Raw genomic sequence first — 9,330 nt, 5'->3', positions numbered from 1 at the left:
ATCAGGATTATCCATAATATCATGAGCAAATTCTTCAAAGTCAATATCATCGCCAAAATATTCGTCATTTTCTAGCTCAGAATAAAAATACCGCTCATGCTGTTCCTCACAAAATTGCTTAATTTTTTTGGCATCTGCCTGTCTGATTAGGCCTACTCTACTCAAAAACAAATAGAAATCACTAAACATGTCAAGTAGCTGGTCGACCATCAAGTCTTTTTTCTTCTTAGGAATTTTATCATCTACTTGATATACACGGTTAACTCCCCACCAGATATAATAAGCGACATCCCCTAAATTACTGTTCACAAACCGAAGTTCATTATTAAGCAAATAGCTATTGACGAAATCCAGCAATTGTCTCTTATGATCAATCAAATATCTACGATAGTCTACCTGCGCATATTTAAAATACTGATCAACTAGCTTTTCATTATTTTGCTTAATTTCATTACTTATTTTTGCGTTGTCAGATATATCCTGGTATTCATATTGTTTCCAGTGGTCGGGATCTTCAAACTGCATTCTTAAATCCCAATACTTGGTATTGCTTTTCGGACGTTGAGTTTTAACTGGGAAAACTTCATTAGCCTTTTCAGCAATTTTCTCAACAACATCATTTGAAGGATCAGAAAAAGTCATCAAAATTAATGACATCACAGTTAATTTTTCTGCATAGTTTAATTCATCATCATGATAAAGAGTCAATTTTTGCTTTAACTGTGAGCCCTCTTCAATGTAATTTTGTATCTTGGCCGTCACTTCACTATTAACCAAGTCATTATGGGCAAAAGTAAATTCAGTCTCAAGATTAGCATTTGCAATATCTATTCTTTGATTTTGAACAATGTAATCCCAGGCATGACTTAGCCCAATTAACACATCATCAAATTCGCTTTTATCGATCTTTTGTGTAACAACAACCAAACCGGTATCGATTTCTACAAACAAATAATACTTTTCACTATTAAAAGTAAACTTCGTCAACTGCCAATTACTAAAAGGCGTAGCTTGAGCAATAGAAGTATTGTCGCCAAGTTCTTCATAAAGATCTTGACCGTATTGAATTAATGGCATAATCTAGCCTCCTTTTTAACGTTTTCATTTCCTTTATCATATCAGATACCGTGAATAATATGTGTTTAACACATAAAAATAGGCATCCCTGTTTTAGAGATGCCTTTTTCTACTTTTTAAAATAAAAAGCTGTAGTGATTAACTACAACTTGGTTCATGCCTATTGTAAAACTTCTAAATGATGAAATTTTACAATATCAGCATTCGAGATAGAACTATTCTTTCCTTTAGCTCAAGCAATCGAAGAATATATCGAATACTATAACGAAGAAAGGATAAAGAGCAGATTAAAAGGCTTAACTCCGAAAGAATATCGGAATCAAGCCTCTATTAATTCTGTATTTTAAACTGTCTAATTTTTAGGTCTCACTTCACTTTAATAAGATACACTTTATTACTTATAAAGTGATATTTTCTTTTTATAATACTTTAAAAGCATCTTTGCATTTTCAGTAGTATCATAGCCCTTTTCCTTTAGCTTTTGACAGTATGAATTTGATCTTAGTTCACGGTTGTTAGCTATAGGTATTTTTATCTTTTGGACCCAATCTTTAGGAGAATCTAGTCTTTCAAAAGAAATGTTACTTACAAGATCATTTTCTGAAGAAATTGTATTAGATACTACAGCATCTAATCCGGACGCTGTCGCCTCTATTAAAGTATAAGGCTGCCCTTCATATAAAGATGGAAGAAGAAATAAATCCATTGCATTCAGCCATCCCGAAGTATCACTTACTGCACCAGTGAAGAATATATGTTTACGCAAAAACACATCACTATCGACACGTTTCTTTATTTTTTCAAAATTCACGCCACTTCCAACTAAGACTAAATAATAATTATCGCCTAGCTGTTTAATCAGATCTAGCAAAACAACCTGATTTTTTTGTCTATTAAATCTTCCCACATTTCCCAGCAAAATATCGTCTTTATTAAGTTTAAGTGTTTTTCGATAGTTTTCTCGCAGACTTTCATCAAAATGAAAATGTGACAAATTTATTCCATTTCTTATAACTAAAAATTTTTTCTGATGAAATAGCCACTTGCCCGCAGCAATGTTACATGCTACACGCCCATTGACTGTCAAATTAAAGATAGGACGTAATAATTTATTTATCTTCGTATGATCGGCAGTTGTATTATGGCTATGAGCTATACGAACTTTTATACCTGCAAACCATGCAGCTAAAAGTTCAATTGACATTGTAGTACTGTTACCATTTACATGAACAATATCATATTTTTCTTTTTTTAAAACTTTTATTAATTTCCAGAAGTATATTTGTGGCGAATTATCTCGCATGGGAAGTTCGATTAGTCTTATTCCTTTTGAAATTATTCTCTTTTTAAAGGCTTTTTTCACTTTATTAGGAGCAATAATAGCTACGTCTTCTCCCCACTTAGAAAAAAGATAACTATTATTTAAGATGAATGTAGATATACCATTTTCTTCTAGATTAACAGTATTAATTAGTGCAATCTTCATTTTTTACCTAAAGTTTAAAATCTACGAGATCATGTCGAGTTACCCGTTGATCCTTAGGAGGCAACTCTCTCCAATTACCATAATCATTTACTAGCATTTGTTCATAATATTTAGAAATCAAGAAATTGTGATTTTCAAATTTATGATCCTCAACTTCATCAAAAAACTTTCTGCAATACACATTTTTTTTAACGTATGGACCTGGAAAAATTCTAACATTTTTAGTTTTTTCTTTATCATACTTACACATTATGTCAAAGGCCTTATTCCTAATCTTTTTAGTATTATTTGGAATAAGATATTTAATCAGACCAGCAATTATTTTCTTTTTTCCTTTTCGTGCTTTAACAGATAAATACTTAGCCATAAACATATGTCTTAAGAAAATAAAGCTATTAAATTGTTTTTTAGCTTCTTTTTTATTATCACTTACATTATCAACAGGAAATATATCTATAAAAACTCCATGATTAATATTGTACTCAGCCAAATATGACTCCTTAAATAAGGTATTGTTAATTCGAATCTTATCAAACAAATATAAATACTCTGGATCAGTACTCATATCTTGATAAAAATACTTGGAAGGTAATTCTGTTTTACAAATTAATTTAAACTTCTCCAAGTCATCCCTTAGCATTGCTATATCCACATCATCATCCCAAGGAATAAATCCATTATGGCGAATCGCTCCCAATAATGATCCATCAATTAAAGTATATTTAATAGAGTGTCTTCTGCAAATCTGATCAATTACTGTCAGTGCTTCTAATTCTAAAGAGTGTATAGCTTTTAATTCATTACTTGATAACGTTTTTTTTGACATAAAAATCCTGAATTCTTTTAAAACTAAATTTTATTTTTTATGATATTTATTGCATTTTTCAACATTGAAATGGCAATTTTATTCTTCAACAAAACCAAAATTGCTCCGTACATAGGGACAGATAATATTACTGAAAAAACAGTTTTCCAAGTCATAGAATCCCATCCCCATTGACATAGTAGACAAACAATTACTATTCCAATACAACCGATAATCGATTCTAAAAGATTTTTTAAGGTTTCCTTCTTAAATATAATCGGTTTAATAATATCTTTGCATGAATATCCATTCATTATCATTACACTCAGTTCTGCCAATACTGTGCTTAATGAAGTACCATCATATGACATTGTAGGTATTAAAATGAAATTCAAAACTATATTAATTACTGCTGTAATCAATGTATTTTGTAAAACTCTCTTTTCTCTTTTAGCAGGAATCAACACACAATCTGAAAATATCCAACTAAAAATTGAGAAAATAATAGCCCACGTAATAATTCGAAGTGAATTTACAGATGGTAAAAACTTTTGACCAGCAATTATTAAAACAACTTCTCGACTTAGCATTAATAGGCCAACCGATGCAGGCAATACTAACACACCTAAAGTGTTAATTACTCTAGTCAATACGGCATTATACTCTCTTCTCCTTCTTTGCCCCCATAGCATAGCTAACCGAGGTATTGTTACTGTTAAAACAGCAGAAAGTAGACTTTGTGCTATCTGATATATTTTTACAGACGTACTATAAATCCCAACTGCATAATCATTCTTCATCAATCCAAGAATAGTATTATCTGAATAAACATATATAGTTACGGCAACCGAAGAGGCAAAAATAGTCAATATTGGTTTTAAATGATATTTCCATCTAGTATTCAAAGTTAAACGAATATGAATAAAACTTCGAGCATGTACAAAATTAAGAAAATTTGAACCAACACTAGCCAACACGGTTATAGCAGCATATATAAGATAATCTGACGGTCTTTTTACAAAAATAAATAATAAAATTATCGATAGGATTTTAAAAATTATACTTCTGATAGTAATGTAGGTATAATCTTCATAAATCGTATAAATCCATTCAGTCCCTAAAGTAGTAAATAAAATTTGGATACTAAAAATCAATATACAAGCTACATAATTATTTAGATTTTTAAATATTACTAAGCTCAACAATAATAATATGTATGCAATTACGGTAGCTAATATATTGATACTAAAAACTTCGCTCGAAAACTCCTCAATTTGTTCCTTATTATCTCTATACTTTGCACCCTCACGAACTGCATACGTAGCAATTCCTAATCCGGCAATCAATATAAAATAGCCAATATACGTATTAGAAAAATTATATATCCCAATACCATTAACAGATAAAACACGAGATATATACGGAAAAGTAATTAATGGAAAGATTAAATTTAATACACTTCTTAATCCATTTAAAAAAGCATTTAAACCCAATGACTTTTTTTTCATTACTTTTCTTCCTTAACATAATTTCTAATTTTTCTCGAAATTTTACCGATTCTTCCAATAATTACAAATATTGGATAACACTTTTTAAAAGATAAACATTCAATTTTATATCTGATATCATAGTTAGTTATCTTAATATTCTGAGTTAAAAAATCAATTAAATCGGGATACAAAAGAATTTGTTCTTTATTTAATCTATGAAATAAAGAAATTACATTAATCATTGTATTTCTTTCTAATTTAATAGCTAACGTAGGATAATTTTCTTTAAAGAAACTATACATTTCATAATGTGATAAAGCTGCATCTTTTATTTTTTTAGTAGACAGATTATGTGTCAAACTATCATTTCTTATTCTATAAAAATAAAATGGAGCGCTTTGAAAATATATGCTGCTAGCTTTATCATACAATTTATACATAATTGATAAATCTTCTGTATAAATACGATCTTCTGGAAATTTAATTTTATCAAAAAGACTTTTTTTAAAGATTTTATTCCAAGGAAAAGCAGCTATATTGTTATCTAAAAGACTTTTCATTGCTTGAAATTTAGAAATCGCTTTAGCTTCATTAGGAATTTTTATATCATTTATCTTTGATACATCACTATTTCTTTTAAATTTTAAATATTTAAAAACCAGAATATCAAATTTATTATTTCTATCTGATATCTCTTTTTTAATGTATTTTAAACTCCCTTGATTAATTGCATCATCACTATCGATAAACCATACCCAGTCTCCCTTACTTTTCATTAGCCCATAATTTCGAGCACTAGAAACTCCTTCATTTTTCTTATCATAAACTCGAATTTGAGAATATTCAGACTGATACTTTTCCATAATAGCTCTACTACTATCAGTAGAGCCATCATTTACTATAAGTATTTCAACATCTGATATATCATTTTTAATTACACTATTAATACAAAATTTAATATACTTTTCTACATTATACATTGGAATTATAATGCTTAATAATGGCTTATATGGTTCGTCTGGTTTCATTTTTTATTTTTATTTATATTTCCTCCTATATTTAATATATAAATTAAGTGTGCTTATCATTTAAGCAGGTTTTATTATCCTCATTTTTTTCGTTAATAGATACTAACGAAAATGGCAACAATAAAAATATGTTATATTCTAAGGAATAAAGGTGTTGATCTATTAAACTATCTAAAACTATAACAAGTAAAATAAACGGAATTATGTATTCATGTATTTTTAAACATTTATTAACTACATATCTATAACCTATTCCCACAAGGACTAATAATGCCAATCCATACGATAATAAAAACACATAGAAACTATTATCAATATAGAACCAGCCTTTGAAAAAAGAAGAAATATTAGTATAAATATCTTGCCCCCAGATAGAATATCCAAAAAATTCAATCCCCATTCTATTATTTGTTAATCTAGCCGAAGTAATTTGATTAATAAATTCAAGCACCGAATTATTTGGATATCTGATAAAAAGTTCCGTTACTAAATACGATAATAATGCACCTATAAAAAAGAGATTTTTAAGAATTGATTGTGTAAATTTAGAAATTTGAAAATCAGATTTAAAAATTTTTCTTTTTAGGAAGATAGTATACGGTATAAGTAAAAGTAATGTGAGACTTCCTAGTCTAGAATTACTTTCCACTAAAGTTATTATTGCTATAACAAATATTAATAAGTATAAGGAAGTATTATTACGTCCTTTCATCAAATTTAAATAGATCTTGGATAAAGTAATATATACTATCAGCTGAACTAAATCCGTTGGCATTCTATATCCAAACGTCTTTCTTCCTTGAAGTACCTGTCCATCTCCAACCAAACCTAGAATATAAGCTAATAACATTATTAGCAACACACTACAGGCAACCACAAAAAAAGTCTTCAATATTTTCTCAAAGTGTATATGATATGCACTTAAAATAAATATGATATTAACAAGTAAAACATAGTTATGATTGCGCTTAAAAGAAACTATAGAAATAACTGTTAAAAGAATAATAAAAATAAGAATTATTATTTTTATTAGCGTCAGCCTATTCACTGCATAATATAATTCATTAAAGTCCAAAACAACAAAGCTAAATATAGAAATAAGAAGCCCCAAAAATATAAATGAATATCTTATATATGGGGGAACAGGTAACAATGTATGACCCAGTAATTGCCCAACCAAAAATAAGGCTAATCCTAAACAATATACACTTTCTCTGCCAAGTTTTATTTTCATTTAGAAAACACCATTTCTTGCTTATTACAATAATTTAAGAAATCCTTATAGGATGAAAATTTTGTATGATAAGTACTAAGTTTTTTAAGAGTCTCATGATAATTTCCCATTAATTCAAGTTGGCTTCGATATTTTGTATATATGCGCGAAGGCTTAAACAGAAAGAAATACTCATCCATCTTTTCTTCTGGCGGATATGTCTTAAATCTTTTCTTGTACTCTAAAACGTATTCTACTGCCTCTTTTAATTGGCGTTTCTCTCTTTTATCTCTATATTCTTCAATAGTCATTAGTTTTCGAGCGGGATTTCCTGCATATACAGAATTAGAATCAACATTTCCACTTACAACACTATTGGCACCAATTATTACATTATCACCAATATGTGATCCACCTAGAATTGTAGCGCCCTCTCCTATAAATACGTTATTGCCTATTACAGTTTTACGTTGATTTCCATAAATAATTCCATATTTTTTCTTCAACACAGACCAACTATAATCGTGAGTCAAAATAGTTACTGGGCCAGTCATTTGAACATAATTGCCTATTGTTAGCAAATGTGGATTTTGAGCATCGATATTCGTATGAAAAGGGCGAAAAATTTTAACACCTTTACCTATCTTGACTCCACATTTTCTTAAATATGTTATATAGCTTTCCTCTGTTGCCTTAGGACCTAGTATCCAACATTTGATTTTATTCTTTAAATTCACATTTTCTCTATAAAATATACTCTAATTAAAATAATTACTAAAATTTCACTTATCTATTAATTTATAACCTTAGCTAATAAATATAATAAATAAACTTGCTTTCTTAAAATTAATGACAAAAAAATCCTTTGTTTAAGACCTAGTTTTTTTCTAGGGTATTTTTTTATAACAGATCTAATTTCAGGATCAGTACAAATAATATTAATTCTTTTTCGTGCTTCTCTTAAGCTTCTATTATTTTCTTGAAATATACATCCCGATAAATTAACAAATAGATTCCTATCAATTCTTAAAATAGTACTCTCACCATAATCTAAAGCTTTCATTTTGTTTAATAAATACTTATATAATTTTTTAGTTGCTATAAACTTATCTTCTCGATAAGAAGTACTTAAAGAAAATGCATTTTGTCGATATTTGTAATCAGATTTAGATATGATACAAGCATTTTTTACATATTGCATATAATCTATGTCAAATACAATATCTTCTGACATAAGTTTTCTTTCTGATGGGAAACGCAAATTATGCTTCATAATTATTTGATGCTTAAATAAACATCCCCAAACTGACATGTTAATACTATCGTGTTTACCTGGAGCAGAACCAATTAATCGAGGTAAAAGTTTGCGTTTAGCATCTGTCCCTTCAAAAAGCTGAAAATCATTAATATTTTCAAAAAGCACATGGCCTTCATCATTAACTTTTTGAAACCCACCTTTGCAATAATCACAGTTAAACTTAGTCATGCTATCATATAGATTCTTCAAAGCCTGAGGAGCAAGCCAATCATCAGAATCAACAAATGCTATATATTCTCCGTTAGCTATTTTTAACCCAGAATTTCTAGCCATTCCTAGTCCAGCATTTTTCTTATGAATAGTTTTTATTTGCGAATACTTATTAGAAAATTCATTACACAATTGACCACTTTTATCTTTTGAACCATCATCAACCAAAATAATTTCAATATTTTTATATGTTTGATTTAAAATACTATCTACACATTGTTCAAGATACTTTTCAACATTATATACAGGAACAATTACCGTAATAAGGTCTTTTATAAAGTTATTATTCAAATCCATTTCCTCAAATTATCATTATAAATACTTATTCAAAATATGATGATACAAAGAATTATCATTTTTTATAAATTGGTCTTTCCAACTTAATTTAAACAAATATGTATTTTGTTCAAAAGTTTTAATTTTATTTTTCAATTCATCATTATACGGTTTATTAATATATTTTCGTAATTCAAAAGTTTGTGAATTATTTTTAGGAACTGTTTCTATTTGTCGTCTAGCATATTCATCATTTTGAGATATTATCTTTATAATATAATCAAACATAATATAATCTATAATTTCATTATATTCTTTCCAAAATTGAGAGACTGTAAAATAGTTTGTGTAAGGATGAATGATTCCTTAAATTTATTTCTTTAAACATTAGAAAAAGGAGTTCCTTTCTCGTATGATTGGTTTGAAC

At 28.4% G+C, this 9,330-nt stretch carries 9 protein-coding genes and 1 pseudogene; 1 reads left to right on the top strand and 9 read right to left on the bottom strand.

The genetic code is table 11. The features are described 5' to 3' along the window. A partial coding sequence (locus tag WS44_RS07940) for a hypothetical protein (RefSeq protein WP_046433954.1) occupies nt 1–1,077 on the bottom strand: 1,077 nt, incomplete at its 3' end. Between the two features lie 227 nt (nt 1,078–1,304). Here WS44_RS07940 and WS44_RS10095 point away from each other — a divergent pair. Continuing rightward, nucleotides 1,305–1,424: pseudogene (locus WS44_RS10095) on the top strand (IS3 family transposase); the annotation flags it as partial. Nucleotides 1,425–1,471: 47 nt separating this feature from the next. On the opposite strand, the gene WS44_RS07935 reads toward WS44_RS10095, so the two are convergent. Genes WS44_RS07935 through WS44_RS07900 form a run of 8 tightly spaced genes read right to left on the bottom strand, consistent with a single transcriptional unit; the run spans nt 1,472 to nt 9,191 of the window. After that, complete coding sequence (locus WS44_RS07935; protein ID WP_046433953.1) at nt 1,472–2,563, bottom strand: glycosyltransferase; 1,092 nt, start codon at nt 2,561–2,563, stop codon at nt 1,472–1,474. A gap of 7 nt (nt 2,564–2,570) precedes the next feature. Next, nucleotides 2,571–3,389 (bottom strand): LicD family protein, encoded by an 819-nt coding sequence (locus WS44_RS07930; RefSeq protein WP_022087749.1) that lies wholly within the window; start codon nt 3,387–3,389, stop codon nt 2,571–2,573. A gap of 23 nt (nt 3,390–3,412) precedes the next feature. Continuing rightward, on the bottom strand, nt 3,413–4,876 hold the full coding sequence (locus WS44_RS07925) for a flippase (RefSeq protein ID WP_046433952.1): 1,464 nt from the start codon (nt 4,874–4,876) through the stop codon (nt 3,413–3,415). Continuing rightward, complete coding sequence (locus tag WS44_RS07920) at nt 4,876–5,886, bottom strand: glycosyltransferase family 2 protein (RefSeq protein WP_046433950.1); 1,011 nt, start codon at nt 5,884–5,886, stop codon at nt 4,876–4,878. The genes WS44_RS07925 and WS44_RS07920 overlap by 1 nt, the downstream gene beginning before the upstream one ends. Nucleotides 5,887–5,929: 43 nt before the next feature. Next, entirely contained in the window at nt 5,930–7,120 is a 1,191-nt protein-coding gene (locus tag WS44_RS07915) for a hypothetical protein (protein WP_046433949.1), read from the bottom strand. Then, nucleotides 7,117–7,836 (bottom strand): acyltransferase, encoded by a 720-nt coding sequence (locus tag WS44_RS07910; protein ID WP_046433948.1) that lies wholly within the window; start codon nt 7,834–7,836, stop codon nt 7,117–7,119. Before WS44_RS07910 ends, WS44_RS07915 begins: the two co-directional genes overlap by 4 nt. Nucleotides 7,837–7,892: 56 nt before the next feature. Beyond that, nucleotides 7,893–8,918 (bottom strand): glycosyltransferase, encoded by a 1,026-nt coding sequence (locus WS44_RS07905; protein WP_022087494.1) that lies wholly within the window; start codon nt 8,916–8,918, stop codon nt 7,893–7,895. Between the two features lie 21 nt (nt 8,919–8,939). Continuing rightward, the gene (locus WS44_RS07900; RefSeq protein WP_046433945.1) at nt 8,940–9,191 is read right to left on the bottom strand and encodes a capsular polysaccharide synthesis protein; all 252 of its coding nucleotides are present in this window, start codon (nt 9,189–9,191) and stop codon (nt 8,940–8,942) included. Between the last annotated feature and the right edge of the window lie 139 nt (nt 9,192–9,330).

It is taken from the genome of Lactobacillus sp. N54.MGS-719 (assembly GCF_000980505.1).
In the GTDB taxonomy this organism is placed as follows: Bacteria; Bacillota; Bacilli; order Lactobacillales; family Lactobacillaceae; genus Lactobacillus; species Lactobacillus amylovorus.
This window is presented reverse-complemented; position numbering and strand designations above follow the sequence as displayed.